The 14674-nt window shown below is 66.2% G+C and carries 14 protein-coding genes; 11 read left to right on the top strand and 3 right to left on the bottom strand.

Annotated elements, in window-relative coordinates; genetic code table 11:
• Positions 1 to 11 precede the first annotated feature (11 nt).
• The 7 genes from nrdH to AA0Y20_RS12775 all read left to right on the top strand — a co-directional run bounded on the left by nrdH (position 12) and on the right by AA0Y20_RS12775 (position 10280).
• The gene (gene nrdH, locus AA0Y20_RS12805; RefSeq protein ID WP_023954603.1) at positions 12 to 245 is read left to right on the top strand and encodes a glutaredoxin-like protein NrdH; all 234 of its coding nucleotides are present in this window, start codon (positions 12 to 14) and stop codon (positions 243 to 245) included.
• A gap of 3 nt (positions 246 to 248) precedes the next feature.
• Entirely contained in the window at positions 249 to 698 is a 450-nt protein-coding gene (gene nrdI / locus AA0Y20_RS12800; protein ID WP_023954602.1) for a class Ib ribonucleoside-diphosphate reductase assembly flavoprotein NrdI, read from the top strand.
• The gene (gene nrdE / locus AA0Y20_RS12795) at positions 668 to 2836 is read left to right on the top strand and encodes a class 1b ribonucleoside-diphosphate reductase subunit alpha (RefSeq protein WP_412939576.1); all 2169 of its coding nucleotides are present in this window, start codon (positions 668 to 670) and stop codon (positions 2834 to 2836) included. Before nrdI ends, nrdE begins: the two co-directional genes overlap by 31 nt.
• A 35-nt stretch (positions 2837 to 2871) precedes the next feature.
• Entirely contained in the window at positions 2872 to 3849 is a 978-nt protein-coding gene (gene nrdF, locus AA0Y20_RS12790; RefSeq protein WP_120265132.1) for a class 1b ribonucleoside-diphosphate reductase subunit beta, read from the top strand.
• A 369-nt stretch (positions 3850 to 4218) separates the two neighbouring features.
• On the top strand, positions 4219 to 7686 hold the full coding sequence (locus tag AA0Y20_RS12785) for a SpaA isopeptide-forming pilin-related protein (RefSeq protein WP_412939575.1): 3468 nt from the start codon (positions 4219 to 4221) through the stop codon (positions 7684 to 7686).
• Between the two features lie 50 nt (positions 7687 to 7736).
• Complete coding sequence (locus tag AA0Y20_RS12780) at positions 7737 to 9257, top strand: SpaH/EbpB family LPXTG-anchored major pilin (protein ID WP_412939574.1); 1521 nt, start codon at positions 7737 to 7739, stop codon at positions 9255 to 9257.
• A 93-nt stretch (positions 9258 to 9350) separates the two neighbouring features.
• Positions 9351 to 10280: a class C sortase gene (locus AA0Y20_RS12775; protein WP_412939573.1), complete on the top strand. Its 930-nt coding sequence runs from the start codon at positions 9351 to 9353 to the stop codon at positions 10278 to 10280.
• Between the two features lie 70 nt (positions 10281 to 10350).
• Here the strand turns inward: AA0Y20_RS12775 and AA0Y20_RS12770 are convergent, their stop codons facing one another.
• The 3 genes from AA0Y20_RS12770 to AA0Y20_RS12760 all read right to left on the bottom strand — a co-directional run bounded on the left by AA0Y20_RS12770 (position 10351) and on the right by AA0Y20_RS12760 (position 12451).
• Positions 10351 to 11670, bottom strand: coding sequence for an MFS transporter (locus AA0Y20_RS12770; protein WP_412939572.1), 1320 nt, complete (start codon positions 11668 to 11670; stop codon positions 10351 to 10353).
• Between the two features lie 23 nt (positions 11671 to 11693).
• Positions 11694 to 12122, bottom strand: a complete 429-nt coding sequence (locus AA0Y20_RS12765) for a MarR family winged helix-turn-helix transcriptional regulator (protein ID WP_412939570.1) — start codon at positions 12120 to 12122, stop codon at positions 11694 to 11696.
• A gap of 113 nt (positions 12123 to 12235) precedes the next feature.
• Positions 12236 to 12451: a hypothetical protein gene (locus tag AA0Y20_RS12760; protein WP_412939569.1), complete on the bottom strand. Its 216-nt coding sequence runs from the start codon at positions 12449 to 12451 to the stop codon at positions 12236 to 12238.
• Between the two features lie 39 nt (positions 12452 to 12490).
• Between AA0Y20_RS12760 and AA0Y20_RS12755 the strand changes: the two genes are divergently transcribed.
• Genes AA0Y20_RS12755 through AA0Y20_RS12740 form a run of 4 tightly spaced genes read left to right on the top strand, consistent with a single transcriptional unit; the run spans position 12491 to position 14639 of the window.
• Entirely contained in the window at positions 12491 to 12916 is a 426-nt protein-coding gene (locus tag AA0Y20_RS12755; RefSeq protein WP_413331602.1) for a MarR family winged helix-turn-helix transcriptional regulator, read from the top strand.
• A gap of 22 nt (positions 12917 to 12938) precedes the next feature.
• Positions 12939 to 13400 carry a DUF3817 domain-containing protein gene (locus tag AA0Y20_RS12750; protein ID WP_412939568.1) on the top strand — a complete coding sequence of 154 codons (462 nt, stop codon included), beginning with the start codon at positions 12939 to 12941 and terminating at the stop codon, positions 13398 to 13400.
• 9 nt (positions 13401 to 13409) lie between these two features.
• On the top strand, positions 13410 to 13820 hold the full coding sequence (locus tag AA0Y20_RS12745) for a hypothetical protein (protein ID WP_412939567.1): 411 nt from the start codon (positions 13410 to 13412) through the stop codon (positions 13818 to 13820).
• A gap of 57 nt (positions 13821 to 13877) precedes the next feature.
• On the top strand, positions 13878 to 14639 hold the full coding sequence (locus AA0Y20_RS12740) for a DUF1684 domain-containing protein (RefSeq protein WP_412939566.1): 762 nt from the start codon (positions 13878 to 13880) through the stop codon (positions 14637 to 14639).
• Positions 14640 to 14674 lie beyond the last annotated feature (35 nt).

Genomic DNA, 14674 nt, shown 5'->3' with positions numbered 1-14674 from the left:
CCACACTCGACATGGCGATCACGGTCTACACCAAGCCCTCCTGCGTGCAGTGCAACGCGACGTACCGTGCGCTGGACTCCAAGGGCATCGAATACGACGTCCTCGACCTCTCCGAGGACCCGGCGGCGCTCGAGCGCGTCAAGTCGCTCGGCTACCTGCAGGCCCCCGTCGTCATCACCGACGAGGACCACTGGTCGGGCTTCCGTCCCGACAAGATCGACGAGCTGGCCGCTCGCTTCGCCTGAGCCATGAGCACGGCGGTCGCGACGCGGGCGCCTCTGCTCGTGTACTTCTCGAGCGTCTCCGGCAACACCGCGCGATTCATCGACAAGCTCGGACTGCCGGCGCTCCGCATCCCCCTTCACTCCTCACCGACGCCTCTCGTCATGACAGAGCCTTTCGTGCTCGTCACCCCCACCTACGGCGGGGGACAGGGGCGCGGTGAGGAGAAGGGTGCGGTGCCCAAGCAGGTCGTCCGCTTCTTGAACGACGTGCGCAACCGCACCCTGCTCCGTGGAGTCATCTCCACCGGCAACACGAATTTCGGCGAGTCGTACTGCCTCGCCGGTGACATCATCAGCCGCAAGTGCTCCGTGCCGCACTTGGACAAGGTGGAACTGTTCGGCACGCCCGAAGACGTCGAGCGCGTGAGCGCAGGATTGGAACGATGGTGGAATCAGCACTGGAAACAGCCTTGACCGATAACGGCTTCAAGGTCGACGCACGCTTCGACGGGCTCGACTACCACGCCCTCAACGCGATGCTCAACCTGTACGGCGCGGACGGGAAGATCCAGTTCGACGCCGACAAGCGCGCGGCGCGGGAGTACTTCCTCCAGCACGTCAACCAGAACACGGTCTTCTTCCACTCCCTCAAGGAGCGCCTCGACTACCTGGTCGAGAAGGAGTACTACGAGCCCAAGGTCATCGAGAAGTACTCGCTCGACTTCATCCAGAAGCTCAACGACTTCGCCTACGGCAAGAAGTTCCGCTTCGAGACCTTCCTCGGCGCGTTCAAGTACTACACGAGCTACACGCTGAAGACCTTCGACGGCAAGCGCTACCTCGAGCGCTTCGAGGACCGCGTCGTCATGACCGCCCTCGGCCTCGCCGACGGTGACGAGAACCTCGCGATGCAGCTCGTCGACGAGATCATCTCGGGTCGCTTCCAGCCCGCCACCCCGACCTTCCTCAACACGGGCAAGGCGCAGCGCGGCGAGCTCGTGTCGTGCTTCCTGCTGCGCATCGAAGACAACATGGAGTCGATCGCCCGCGGCATCAACTCGGCCCTGCAGCTGTCCAAGCGCGGCGGAGGCGTCGCCCTGCTGCTGTCGAACATCCGCGAGGCCGGCGCCCCCATCAAGCAGATCGAGAACCAGTCGTCGGGCATCATCCCCGTCATGAAGCTGCTCGAAGACAGCTTCAGCTACGCCAACCAGCTCGGCGCGCGCCAGGGCGCCGGCGCCGTGTACCTGTCGGCCCACCACCCCGATATCCTGAAGTTCCTCGACACCAAGCGCGAGAACGCCGACGAGAAGATCCGCATCAAGACGCTGTCGTTGGGTGTCGTCATCCCCGACATCACCTTCGAGCTCGCCAAGAACGGCGAGGACATGTACCTGTTCTCGCCCTACGACGTCGAGAAGGTCTACGGCGTTCCGTTCGGCGACATCTCGGTCACCGAGAAGTACCGCGAGATGGTCGACGACGCGCGCATCAAGAAGACGAAGATCAACGCGCGCGAGTTCTTCCAGACCCTCGCCGAGATCCAGTTCGAGTCGGGCTACCCGTACATCATGTTCGAGGACACGGTGAACAAGGCCAATCCGATCAAGGGCCGGATCAACATGTCGAACCTGTGCTCGGAGATCCTCCAGGTCAACACCCCGACGACGTACAACGAAGACCTCTCGTACGCCCAGATCGGCAAGGACATCTCCTGCAACCTCGGCTCGATGAACATCGCGCTCGCGATGGACGGCAAGGATCTCGCGCAGACCGTCGAGACCAGCATCCGCGCCCTGACCGCGGTGAGCGACCAGAGCCACATCGCCTCGGTCCGCTCGATCGAGGACGGCAACGACCGTTCGCACGCGATCGGCCTCGGGCAGATGAACCTCCACGGCTACCTCGCGCGTGAGCACGTCTTCTACGGCTCGGAAGAGGGCCTGGACTTCACGAACATCTACTTCTACACGGTGCTGTTCCACGCCCTGCGAGCGTCGAACAAGATCGCGATCGAGCGCGGCACGTACTTCGAGGGCTTCCCCGACTCGACCTACGCGTCGGGCGAGTTCTTCGACAAGTACGTCGAGCAGGAGTGGGCGCCGCAGACCGACAAGGTGAAGGGTCTGTTCGACGGCATCCACATCCCGACGCAGGACGACTGGCGCGAGCTGAAGGCCTCGATCCAGCAGCACGGCATCTACAACCAGAACCTGCAGGCGGTGCCCCCGACCGGCTCGATCTCGTACATCAACAACTCGACGTCGTCGATCCACCCGATCGCGTCGAAGATCGAGATCCGCAAGGAAGGCAAGCTCGGCCGCGTCTACTACCCGGCGCCGTTCATGACGAACGACAACCTCGAGTACTACGAAGACGCCTACGAGATCGGCTACGAGAAGGTCATCGACACGTACGCCGCCGCGACCCAGCACGTCGACCAGGGCCTGTCGCTCACGTTGTTCTTCAAGGACACCGCGACCACTCGCGACATCAACCGTGCCCAGATCTACGCCTGGCGCAAGGGCATCAAGACGATCTACTACATCCGCCTGCGGCAGATGGCGCTCGAGGGCACCGACATGTCCGAGTGCGTCAGCTGCATGCTGTGACGGATGCCGGAACCCGAACCAGGAACTGAAGCGACATGACTCCCGAACCGCTCAAGCTCGTCGACCACGTGCAGGCGATCAACTGGAACCGCATCCAGGACGACAAGGACCTCGAGGTCTGGAACCGTCTGGTGAACAACTTCTGGCTGCCCGAGAAGGTGCCGCTGTCGAACGACATCCAGTCGTGGAACACACTGACGCCCGACGAGCAGACCCTCACGATGCGCGTGTTCACGGGGCTGACGCTCCTCGACACGATCCAGGGCACCGTCGGTGCCGTCTCGCTCATCCCCGATGCGATCACCCCGCACGAGGAGGCCGTCTACACGAACATCGCGTTCATGGAGTCGGTGCACGCGAAGAGCTACTCGTCGATCTTCTCGACGCTCGCCTCGACGCCCGAGATCGACGACGCGTTCCGCTGGTCGGTCGAGAACCCGAACCTTCAGAAGAAGGCCTCGATCGTCATGGACTACTACCGTGGCGACGAGCCGCTCAAGCGCAAGGTCGCCTCGACCCTGCTCGAGTCGTTCCTCTTCTACTCGGGGTTCTACCTGCCGCTGCACTGGTCGGCGAAGGCGAAGCTGACGAACACCGCCGACATCATCCGCCTCATCATCCGTGACGAGGCCGTGCACGGGTACTACATCGGCTACAAGTTCCAGAAGGGCTACGAGCAGCTCTCGCAGCCTGAGCGCGACGAGATCAAGGACTACACGTTCTCGCTGCTCTACGAGCTCTACGACAACGAGGTGCAGTACACGCAAGACCTCTACGACGCGGTCGGCCTGACCGAGGACGTCAAGAAGTTCCTGCACTACAACGCCAACAAGGCGTTGATGAACCTCGGTTTCGAGGCGATGTTCCCGGCGACGGTCACGAACGTGAACCCCGCGATCCTCTCGGCCCTGTCGCCGAACGCCGACGAGAATCACGACTTCTTCTCGGGGTCGGGCTCGTCGTACGTCATCGGAAAGGCCGAGGCCACCGAAGACGAGGACTGGGATTTCTGACGCGAATTGCGTCATACGAAAAAGGGCGGATGCTACGGCATCCGCCCTTTTTCGCGTCCCTCATCAGGCGGCGGCCAGATCGTCGACGTGTCGAATCCAACGCTTGCTGGAAGTTGGCTGTTTAGAGCATACGCATATCCCTACCGGGATCGGGTGCTAGTCCGGTAGATCTATATGTGAGCTTTCCCCGAGGTCGACGGAAACCCGAAATACCGATCGACCTGGCGAGTAATAACGCGATTCGAGCGCGCCCGTCACCCGATAGTGCGCGTCGAACCGGCAAGCAGCGAAGGACACGAACCCGTGCACGTATCGAGACGGCGGCGTAAGCCTGCCTTCACATCCCGAGAGAACAGGGCGGCGGCAGCGATGTCGCCCCTGAGGTGGACCTGGCGAGCTGTGCTCGCGTCCGCTCTTTCGCTCGGGGTGGTCGTCACCGGGCTCGTCGTCCCGTCGGCAGCGAACGCTGTGACGACGGTCTACGAGATCGAAGGCAACTGGGCATCGGACACTCCCGATCCCGTCAAGTCGGGGACCGGGCTGACAACGGTCTGGCGATACAACGTGAACGACGCCGACCCTGCACCGCTGAACCCGTCGCAGGACAACGTGACGATCACGTTCACCGCGCAGCATGCGATCTTCACCGAGCTTCCCTCCGTGTGTCTCACTTCGGGCGTCACACCGGTCTCGTCGATTCAGAACAACGGCGCGACGCTGGTGTGCAACCTCGGCACTCGCGACCTCGGCACCGCGGAACTGCTCCTCGCCGGAGTGGAGGCGCGGGGCGTGAGCGGCGACAAGGTCTCGCTGTCCGCTTCGATCGGAACACCGGGAGTCAACGAGGCGGCCGCTTCGCTTCCGCCGCTGAGCATCACCAATCCGTTCGCGATGGACATGAAGTTCGACGGCGGCACGCCGGGTCAGACTCAGGATGGCACCCAGAACGTGGTCACCTTCCCATGGTCGCTCCGTCACGCGCCGGGATCCACCGCGGGGCCGAACTCGGTGAGCTACACGCTCAACTTCTCGGCAAGCGGCGGCGAGACCATCGCTCCGTCGACGGCGGGCTGCACGACGCAAGGCTCACGCAACCCCGGATACCCCTATTCGGGAAGTGGTTTCGCCGCGAACCAGACGGCGCCGTTCCCCACGAGCTGCACTCTCGTGCAGACGGCACGGAACGTGTTCCGACTGACTTTGACCGGGATCGACTACTCCAAGACCCTGGATCCGACGGTCGACTCCACGGGCACCGCGCTGCCGACGGAGTGGGACGTTGTCGCGGCCGGCAAGATCTCCGTGCGCTTCACCTACGCGAATCCGACCACGATCTCGTTCACGTCGAACGCTCCGACCTACACCTCGACCGGGGGCGAGACGAGCAGCGACATCGCGTCGAACAACGGCAACTCCCGAGCTTCGACGCGGGGTACCTGGACAGGCGGTTGGGTGCTCAACAGGATGAATCCTCCGGTGGACGGCACGGTCTGGACGGATACCTATCGCACGATGGCAGGGCAGCCCGCCCTTGCGACTTCGGGGGTGCGTCCGCCCCAGGGGAGCGAGGACGATACGAGGGTCTGCACGATCCTCGACACGAAGTACGTCACGTTCGCCTCCTCGAGAGCGGGCACGATCTCCTCCAACGGCGTGGTCACTCCCTACTCAGGAGTCGTCTACGAGTACTTCACCGGCACCGGCACCAACGGCATGGTCGATCCGAACAGCGCCAACTACAACCCGAACAACTTCGGATGCGACGGTTCCACCGGAACCGCGTGGACCAGCACTCTGCCGACCAACCTGTCGACGATCAAGGCGGTTCGAGCGACGTTCCCGGCATCCGCGAACATCCCCGAGGCTGTCGCCACCATGTACACGTACACGACGATCAAGTCGGACGTGTCCGTCGGCCAGGACGTCTGGACCTGGACGAGTTACAAGATGGGTGCGGCCGAGTGGGTCAATCCGCATCGGACGACGAACGCGGCCGATGTTCCGCTCTCCGGCACGCGGACGCCCAACTCGCGTTACCCCTACACGGGTGGCGGCCGTGACGTGCTGCGCATCGTCGCCGGCCAGCCCCATGTCTCCAAGTCGGTGGACCAGAAGATCACCATGCCCGGCGCGACCGTGAACTTCACCCTCACTTATCGTGTCGACGCTCCCGTGAACTCGACGGTCAACGGCCTCACTCTGTCTGACGTGCTTCCGGCGGGTCTCAGCTACGTACCGGGCAGCGCGAGCGTCACTCCGACGAGCATCAGCGGTCAGACGCTGAACTGGACGCTCAACAACGTGTCGACCAACACCGACTACACGATCCTGCTCAGCGCGACGGTGGCGTCCTCGGCCGCGCCGGGAACCGTCTACACGAACACCGTGAACATCGACCTGGCCGGAGCGAGATCCTCGGCGACCGCGACCACCCGCGTGCGCGATGGTGGCTACACCTTCATCACGAAGACCGCCGACGACCAGAGAGTGCCGCACGTCGACGGAGCGGCTCAGGACGGGTGGACTGTGCGTCTCACCTCGGCGGATTCCGCTGCCCAGACGTTCACCGATACCGTCGACATCCTGCCGTACAACGGCGACGGACGGGGCACGAGCTTCTCGGGCTCGTACCAGTTGTCGGGGCCGGTGACCGCCGTGTCCGGAGCGACGGTCTATTACACGACCGCGAGTCCCGCAACGCTCAAGGACGACCCGGCGGATGCCTCGAACGGTTCCGCCGGAAGCATCGCGGGGAACACCGTCGGGTGGTCGACGACCTTCGACGCCAACGCGACCGCGGTGCGCGTCATCGGGCCGTCCCTCGCGGCGGGAGCGAGCCAGTCGTTCAAGATCAACGTGAAGACGACCGGCGCCACCTTCGACGACATGTACGTGAACCGTGCGGAAGCACGTGCTTCGCGCACCGAGCTCACGATGCGCACCTCGAGCTGGTTCCAGATCGCCGCGGTCGATTCGCTCACCATGAAGAAGTACGTGCAGGATGCCGACGGCAACTGGCACGACGCGCAGAACGTGGACGACTACCCGTCATTCCACAACGGCGACACAGTGAAATACCGACTCGTCGTCACCAACACCGGCGACCAGACGCTCACGGACGTCACGGTGACCGACGACAAGGTCGATCTCGCGGCGCTGGATCCGCTGCCGGCGGGTCTCAGCGCGGGAGCCGTCATCCCCGAGCTCAAGCCGGGCGCGAGCAACGCGGTGACCATCGAATACGACGTGCTGCTCACCGGCCATTCTGCGGGCACCAACCTCATCAACAACGCGTGCGCCACCCCGTCGGACACGAACGTCGATCCGTCGTGCGATCCCGCGGGACTCATCATCCTTCCGTCGTCGCTGTCGTGGGAGAAGGTGAGCTCCGGCAGTCCGCAGGAGCGCCTCACGGGTTCCGAATGGGAACTCGTGAAGGTCGACGATGCACAGAACCCCAGCGGGACGCCGATCCAGGTCTCGGACTGCGCCGCCGCGGATGCGTCGAGTTGCACGGGCCCCGACAAGGACCCCGCCGCCGGCGCGTTCTTGATCACCGACCTGCCCGACGGCGACTACCGCCTCACCGAGACGCGGGCCCCCGCCGGCTACGTGCTCGACTCGGAGCCGCGTTACATCACCGTGCAGGGAGTGACCGCATTCGCGTCGCCGATCACGAATGAACAACAGGAAGGTCCCGCGATGCCTCTCTCGGGCGGTGTGGGCACCTTCGGCATCTTCGCCACAGCCGGCACCCTCGGTGGGCTCGCGCTCCTGCTCGTCCTGCTGCGCCGACGTCGCCTGCGCGAATCCGCCGAGGCGGAGACCCTCGCATGACCCGTCCACATCTCTCTCTACGACCCATCACAACGAAAGGGCTTGACCTCATGAAGGCAAGTACGGCCAGACGCCGCATCACCACGATGGTGGGTGCTGCTGCGCTCGGCATCACCGCAATCCTCGGAACCTCTTCGGCTGCGTTCGCCGCCCCTCAGGACTACGGCAACGTCGACCCTGATCGAGAGGGTTCGATCACAGTCCACAAGTTCTTGAACCAGGCCGGAAGCGCTACCGGTGATGTGAGCCAGGCGCCCGCGGCGGGAGACTTCACCGACCCGGTAGCCGGTGTCGAGTTCACGGTCTACCCGCTGCTGAAGTCGGGGACCGCGGTCGACCTGACGGTCCCCGCCAACTGGAACGGTCTCGACGCGCTGACCCCCGGCGCCGCCTGCACCGCTCCGGACGGTTACACGCTCGGCACACCCATCACGATGCCGTTGACCGCTGCCGACGGATCGGCCACGGCTGATTCGCTGCCCGTAGGCCTCTACCAGGTGTGCGAGACCGCGGCCCCGGCCAACATCATCGAGAAGTCGCTGCCCTTCATCGTCACGATCCCCCTCCCGTACGAGAACGGATGGGTCTACGACGTCCACGCGTACCCGAAGAACGGGGCGGGATCGATCGACAAGACGATCGATCCTCAGCAGGACTACGGCCTCGGATCCGTCGTGAAGTTCCCCGTCACCGTCCCTGTGTCGCGCATGGCACAGGCCTGGACCGGGTTCGCGATCCGCGACACGCTGGACACCCGCCTCACCCCGGTGGCGGCAGCCGACATCGCGGTGACTGCGGACGGCACCGCGCTCGACCCCTCCTTCTACTCGATCGACATCTCGGGCCAGCAGATCACGATGAACTTCACCGCCGCCGGGATCGCGTGGCTGAACGAGGGGCCCAACGCGCACGTGGGCACCGAGATCCAGGTCGTCTTCGCCGGCGCCGTGAACGCGGTCGTGGACGGCGCCATCCCCAACACGGCGGAGTTCTGGCCGAACAACCCGGGCTTCGACCCGGACACCAACCCGCCGCTCGAGTCGCCCGAGGTCCGCACCAACTGGGGTGACCTGCAGATCACCAAGCGCGCGGTCGGCACGTCCGGGGCAACCGGTACCCTCGCGGGCGCCGAGTTCGAGATCTACGCGGCCGCTGACCCGTACGCCGCTGACTGCTCCACGGCCACGGCGACCGGTTCGCCGATCTCGGTGGGCGGACAGACGACCTTCACCTCGGACTCGTCGGGAGTCATCTCCCTCGCCGGCCTCTTCGTGAGCGACAGCGTCAATCCGGCGATCGACAACCCGCAGCGCTGCTACGTGCTGAAGGAGACCGCCGCGCCTGCCGGCTACGTCCTGCCGTCGAACCCGTTCACGCCTGTCGCCGTGCGCATCGGCGACACGGCCTCGGACAACATCGAGATCGAGAACACGCAGCAGGGCGTGCCTCAGCTGCCGATCACGGGTGGCTCGGGTCAGGTCCTTCTGATCGCCGGCGGCGTTGCAGCGCTTGCCGTCGCGGTCGGCCTGGTCCTGATGCGCGGCCGTCGTCAGGGGAAGCTGAGCGCTTAACACCCGACGGCCTCCGGGCGGTGTCGCAACATGATGCGTTGCGGCTCCGCCCGGACTCGTGTCCGCCCGCACCCCTCGCTGAGACAGGAACCCGTGACCGATACAGCCCTCCCCACGAGAGCCGACCTGCGCAAGACGCGGCATCGAACGTGGAAGCCGAGCCTCATCACTTACCTCATCGCGGTGCTCGCGCTGGGTGGGCTCGGCGCCGGTCTGTATCCGATGACCGCCGCGTGGATCTCCTCCTACAACCAATCCCAGGTCATCGAGCAGGCCGAGACGAACCTGCATTCCGTCGAGCCGGATCCGACTCGACAGCTCGAGCTCGCGCATGAGTACAACGATGCGCTCACCGCAGGGGTCGAGCTGGAGCCCGGCGGGAACGTGCCCGTCGGCGCGGGCAACTCGACCAACTCGGAGCTGCGCTACGCGGACATGCTGAAATCCGGAGACGACGGGCTCATGGGAAGGGTCAAGATCCCCGGTATCGAGGTCGACCTGCCGATCTATCACGGCACCTCCGAGGCGACGCTGCTGCGCGGAGCGGGCCATCTGGACGGGTCCCATCTTCCCGTCGGAGGCGACGGCACGAGAACCGTCATCACTGCGCACCGGGGCCTCGCGAACTCGACGATGTTCACGAACCTGAACGAGGTGAAGGAGGGCGACACGTTCAGCATCGAGGTACTCGGCAACGTGTTCGTCTACAAGGTGTTCGACATCCAGGTCATCGATCCGAGTGACAGCAGCTCACTGCGCGCCGTTCCGGGGGAGGACCTCGCGACCCTGATCACCTGCACCCCGCTGGGCATCAACTCCCACCGCATCGTCGTGACAGGGGAGCGCGTCACGCCGACGCCGCAGGCGGCCTTGGACGACGTCGGGAAGGCTCCGGATCTGCCGGGTTTCCCCTGGTGGGCGGTTCTCGGTGGAGCCGGCTTGCTGCTCGTGGGCGCGTACGTCGCGCGACGAGGGTTCGTCGATCCGCGGGGCGTGGGTGGGGGAGGACACCGCCGCCGCTGAACGGAGGAGAGCTGCACGTCGGAGGGAGGCTCGCTCGGAATCCGCCCTCCGACATGCAGATGCCCTCCGATCAGGCGTCGCCCTGACCGATGTCGGCGGCCTCCGCAACGGCAGTCTCGTGCGGCCGGCCGAGGTGGCTGAGAGTCCGGCCGGCGGCGGCGAGGATCACGATCGCGACGACGAGGGCCGCGACGCCGAGCCAGTAGGGAGCACTCGGGGTGACAGCCGCGGCGAGGGGGCCGGCGACCGCGGGGGCGATCGCCCCGCCGATGAAGCGCACGCCCGAGTAGGTGCCGCTCGCGACGTTCCGGGGCAGGTCGGTCGCCTCCATGACGGCCTCGGTCAGGGCCGTGTTGAGCACGCCGAGGAAGAGCCCCGCGACGATGACGGTGACGATCAGCACGGTGGCACTGTCGATGCCGACCGCGAGCACAGCCTCGGCGACGGCGAGCAGCCCGAGCATCGTGAACAGGACGGGTCGCAGGCCGAGTCTGCGGGTGAGCAGCGGCGCGACGAGCACGGAGGTCAGTGCGACGGCGAGTCCCCAGCCGAAGAACACGAGACCGAGCTCGTGTGCGCCGAACGTCATCCCGGCCTGCGCTGCGGCGGACTCGATGGGGTACGGGCTGTAGGCCAGCAGCACGAAGAACGCGACGTTGTAGAAGAACGCGGTCAGCGACAGCGTCAGCAACGCCGGGTTCCGCAGCGCGCGGAAGGACGCGAGGAGCGACACCTTCGCGGGTGCGGCGGTGCCGGCTGCGGGCGCAGGGGAGCGGAACACGACGAGGATCGCGAGCAGCGCGATGGCCATGAGAGCGGCGGTGCCGAAGAAGGGGCCGCGCCACGAGAGCTCGCCGAGCGCGCCGCCGAGAAGCGGACCGACGGCGAGGCCGATGCCGAGGGATGCCTCGTAGAGCACGATCGCCTGCCGGCTTCCGCCGCTCGCGGCACCGACGATCGCCGCGAGGGCCGTCGCGATGAAGAGCGCGTTTCCGATGCCCCAGCCGGCGCGGAAGCCGATGATCTCGACGACTTCGCCCGACAGCCCCGCTGCGGCGGCGAACACCACGATGAGAGCGAGCCCGAGCAGCAGGGTCTTCTTGACCCCGAGCCGTGACGACACCCAACTGGCGAACAGCATGACGATGCCGGTGATGAAGAGGTAGCTGGTGAAGAGCAGCATCGTCTCGGACGGCGTGGCATCCAGCTCGCGGCTGATCGCCGGGAGGATCGGGTCGACCAGGCCGATGCCCATGAACGACACGGTGCAGGCGAAGGCGATCGCCCATACCGCGACGGGCTGCCGCCAGATCGACGCCTTCGCGGTCTCGGCTGTCGCCTTCGTCCGATCGCCGTCCGCCGGCCGTTCTGTGTTCGTGGCGCTTGTCACGCGCACCTTCCTCTCTGTCGGGGTCATCGCAGTTCCGGTTCCTCGAGCAGGGCGGCCAGAAGCTCGGCGGCACGCCCCAAGGTCGACCGGTCGGCGGCGCTGAGCCGCTCCCATGCCGGCCTCGTCACATCGAGCGCCTGCGAGCGGAACGCCTCGAACTGGAGTCGCCCCTCGTCCGTGATCGACACGAGGGAGGCGCGGCCGTCCTCGGGATCGGGCATTCGCCCGACGAGCCCTTCCTGCTCCATGCGGCGCACGAGCGTCGTCATGGTCGGCTGGCTCACGCGCTGCCACTCGGCGAGGTCGCTGACCCGGGTGGGGCCGAGCTCGTCGAGCGCCGCGAGCGCACGCCACGTTCCCGCGGCCGCCGAGTTCTCGACGCGTCGCGCGACAGCGCGGTTGAACCGGCTCGACGCCGACATCAGACGAATGACGGAATCGGTGAACTGCATAGCTCTACTATACAACATGCATAGCTGGGCTATCTATATAGTCGCTGCGTGCGCATGACGAAGCCCCCGGCATCCTCCTCGCGAGAGAGGATGCCGGGGGCTTTCGCGTGGTGTCAGCGGCCGCCGTTGATCAGTCCAAGCCATTGACCGAACGGCTTCTCGCCGCGGATGTCGGTGTGTTGCTCGTTCTGCTCTTCGTCCGTGATCATGATGACCTCCCCGCTTCTTCCGTGGAACTCATCATGAACATCCGCGCGCGTCGGTGCGCGGTCCTTGACGAACGGGGCTGTGGGCGTTACACGCACGACACAGCTTTTCTCGGCCGTCATCACCGCACGGGAGAGCTCGCGCCTCCTACAATCGTGACCGTGTCGGAAACTCCTGCCCTCACGCGCGAGCCGCGCTTCAGCCCGGTCATCGCGCTCATCGCCGTCTCGGCGTCGTGGGAAGGCCGGCTCTCCGCAGCCCTGCGCGACCTCGGCCTCTCCACCCGTAAGTTCGGCCTGCTCGGGCACATCGGCTCGGAGCCGGGTATCTCGTTCTCGGAGCTCGCGCGTCGCTCGCACATCACGGTGCAGTCCGCGCACACCGCCGTCCGCACCCTCGTCGACAAGGGGCTCGTCGCCGACGCGACGGCGCACGCCGGCTCGGCATCCGACCTGCGCATCACGGCCAAAGGCATCGCGGTCATGGAGCAGGCCCACGAACGGCTGCTCGAGCTCGACGCCACGCTGAGCGACAACATGCCGGGCCTGGCCTCATCGATGGACGGCATCCGCGCAGGAATCGTCTGACCCGGCTGGATAGGGTTCGAGGGTGTTCCGAACCCCGCTGACCGCATTCCGCTCGCTCGCGATCGCCGAGGCCATCTCGTGGACACTGCTGATCCTGGCCCTCGTCCTCCGTTCCGCATTCGACCTCCCGATCGCCGTGACCATCGGCGGTGGCATCCACGGCTTCGTCTTCCTCTGCTACGGCGCGACCGCCGTGCTCGTCGCCGGGAACAACCGCTGGTCGATCGTCCCGACGATCTGCGCCGTCGGCGCCGCCGTGGTTCCGTATGCGACCGTGCCGACGGAGATCGTGCTGCGACGGCGTGGCCTTCTCGAGGGGGAATGGCGCACCGAGGCGACGGACGACCCGCGCGATCAGCGGGCACTCGATCGGTTCCTCCGGTGGTTCGTCCGTCGCCCCGCGGTGCTCGCCGTGATCCTCGCCGTCGGCATCATCGCGGCGTACGTCGTGCTTCTGGTGATCGGACCTCCCGGACGGGCGTAACGTGATCGGATGCTGCGCACCGTTGCCCGCTTCGCCCTCACCGCTCTGCTGATCGCCGCGGGAGTCGCGCATCTGACCGTGCTGCGGCGCGGCTATCGCATCGCGGTGCCCGACTGGGCGACGCGGCTTCTCCGCACCGACAAGGACATGATCGTCGTCGCCAGCGGCGCGGTGGAGATCATGCTCGGCGCGGGACTCGTGGCGCTGCCCCGCGAGCGCCGACGGGTCGCCGCGGCGATCGCCGCGTTCTTCGTCGCGGTGCTCCCCGGCAACATCCACCAGTGGCGCACGCGCGCTTCCGCTCCCGGCCTCGACACTGACGCGCGACGCTTCGGGCGGCTCTTCCTCCAGCCCCTGCTCGTGGCATGGGCGCTCTGGGTGGGCGGGCCCGCCCGGGACACGCCCGAGTCGTCGCGCTGAGAACGCAACAGTCGGACACGGAATTTCTCGCGGCGGGCCCGCGTTTGGTTGCCTGTCATGGTGAGCACATCCGCATCCGCAGCATCCGTCTCGTCGGCAGAGTCCGACTACCGAGCCTGGGCGGCCTTCCGCCGGGAGTCCGTTGCGGCTCCGCAGGGAGCGCTTGCTCTCGTGCTCACGCACTGGTCCGCCCCGGGTGAGCCCGCCGTCGACGACGAGGCGGCACGCGCCGGGCACCCCGTCGACGCGCTCCTGACGCGTCTCCAGCGCACCGACATCGAGACCGGCCTCCCGCAGGAGGGCTACCGCATCTGGCGCCAGGACTCGCCCGCCAACGAGGCGTTCGAAGACATCGAGCGGTGGGAGTACGACCCGGCCTGGGTGATCGAGGGCCGATTCGAGCTCGTCGACGAAGACCGGGTGGTGCCTTTCGAGCACATCAAGGACGGCGGCGCGACGCGCGGCCTCCCGGTCTCGGGAGACCTGGTCTTCGAGATCGACGGCACCGAGTATCGGCTCGCGGCGTTCGACACCAGCTACGGCGGCCCGAAGCTGCACCTCGTCTTCGGCGACAGGACGAACGGCGCCGAGTCGTACGGGGCCGGGCGCTTCCTCTTCCTCGACCACCCCGGCGCGACGGGAGACCTGACTCCGGGCGACAGCACGCCCGTCACGGTCGACTTCAACCGGGCGGTCGTGCCGCCGTGCGGGTTCTCGAACCAGATGAACTGCCCGCTCCCGCCGCTGCAGAACCGCCTGCCCTTCCCGGTTCGCGCCGGCGAGAAGAAGGTCCGCTTCGGCGGCGACTTCTCGCTCTGAGTTCTCCCGCATCACCTCCACCAGCACCATCCCGA

This window comes from Microbacterium pratiae (genome assembly GCF_047302165.1).
Lineage (GTDB): Bacteria > Actinomycetota > Actinomycetes > Actinomycetales > Microbacteriaceae > Microbacterium.
This window is presented reverse-complemented; position numbering and strand designations above follow the sequence as displayed.

Coding starts and splice junctions, on each gene's coding strand:
- AA0Y20_RS12765 (WP_412939570.1), bottom strand. CDS start 12,122: ATGCAGTTCACCGATTCCGTCATTCGTCTGATGTCGGCGTCGAGCCGG.
- nrdE (WP_412939576.1), top strand. CDS start 668: ATGGTGGAATCAGCACTGGAAACAGCCTTGACCGATAACGGCTTCAAG.
- nrdI (WP_023954602.1), top strand. CDS start 249: ATGAGCACGGCGGTCGCGACGCGGGCGCCTCTGCTCGTGTACTTCTCG.
- nrdH (WP_023954603.1), top strand. CDS start 12: ATGGCGATCACGGTCTACACCAAGCCCTCCTGCGTGCAGTGCAACGCG.
- AA0Y20_RS12740 (WP_412939566.1), top strand. CDS start 13,878: ATGGTGAGCACATCCGCATCCGCAGCATCCGTCTCGTCGGCAGAGTCC.
- nrdF (WP_120265132.1), top strand. CDS start 2,872: ATGACTCCCGAACCGCTCAAGCTCGTCGACCACGTGCAGGCGATCAAC.
- AA0Y20_RS12785 (WP_412939575.1), top strand. CDS start 4,219: ATGTCGCCCCTGAGGTGGACCTGGCGAGCTGTGCTCGCGTCCGCTCTT.
- AA0Y20_RS12760 (WP_412939569.1), bottom strand. CDS start 12,451: ATGACGGCCGAGAAAAGCTGTGTCGTGCGTGTAACGCCCACAGCCCCG.
- AA0Y20_RS12780 (WP_412939574.1), top strand. CDS start 7,737: ATGAAGGCAAGTACGGCCAGACGCCGCATCACCACGATGGTGGGTGCT.
- AA0Y20_RS12745 (WP_412939567.1), top strand. CDS start 13,410: ATGCTGCGCACCGTTGCCCGCTTCGCCCTCACCGCTCTGCTGATCGCC.